A 210-nucleotide genomic window follows, 5' to 3' on the forward strand; every position below is an offset into this window, starting at 1 on the left:
TCTTGATTATCTAAACCCTATATAAGGACAAAAAATGAAACCTTTACTTAACAAAATCACAGGCTCACAAGCTGGATATGCTGCACTGGCTTTACGTATTCCGATTGCCATTATCTTTATCGCCCACGGTACACAAACACTAGATGGTTTATTTGGCGGGTATGCTTTAACCGGAACAGGCCAGTTTATGGAGTCCAATGGTATAGAACC

Annotated in this window: 1 protein-coding gene; it reads left to right on the plus strand. The window is 40.5% G+C overall.

Annotated elements, in window-relative coordinates; genetic code table 11:
* Positions 1-34: 34 nt before the first annotated feature.
* Positions 35-210: DoxX family membrane protein (locus V6256_RS16130; protein ID WP_341599201.1), on the plus strand; the 176-nt coding region annotated here is incomplete at its 3' end.

It is taken from the genome of Psychromonas aquatilis (genome assembly GCF_038155185.1).
In the GTDB taxonomy this organism is placed as follows: domain Bacteria; phylum Pseudomonadota; class Gammaproteobacteria; order Enterobacterales; family Psychromonadaceae; genus Psychromonas; species Psychromonas aquatilis.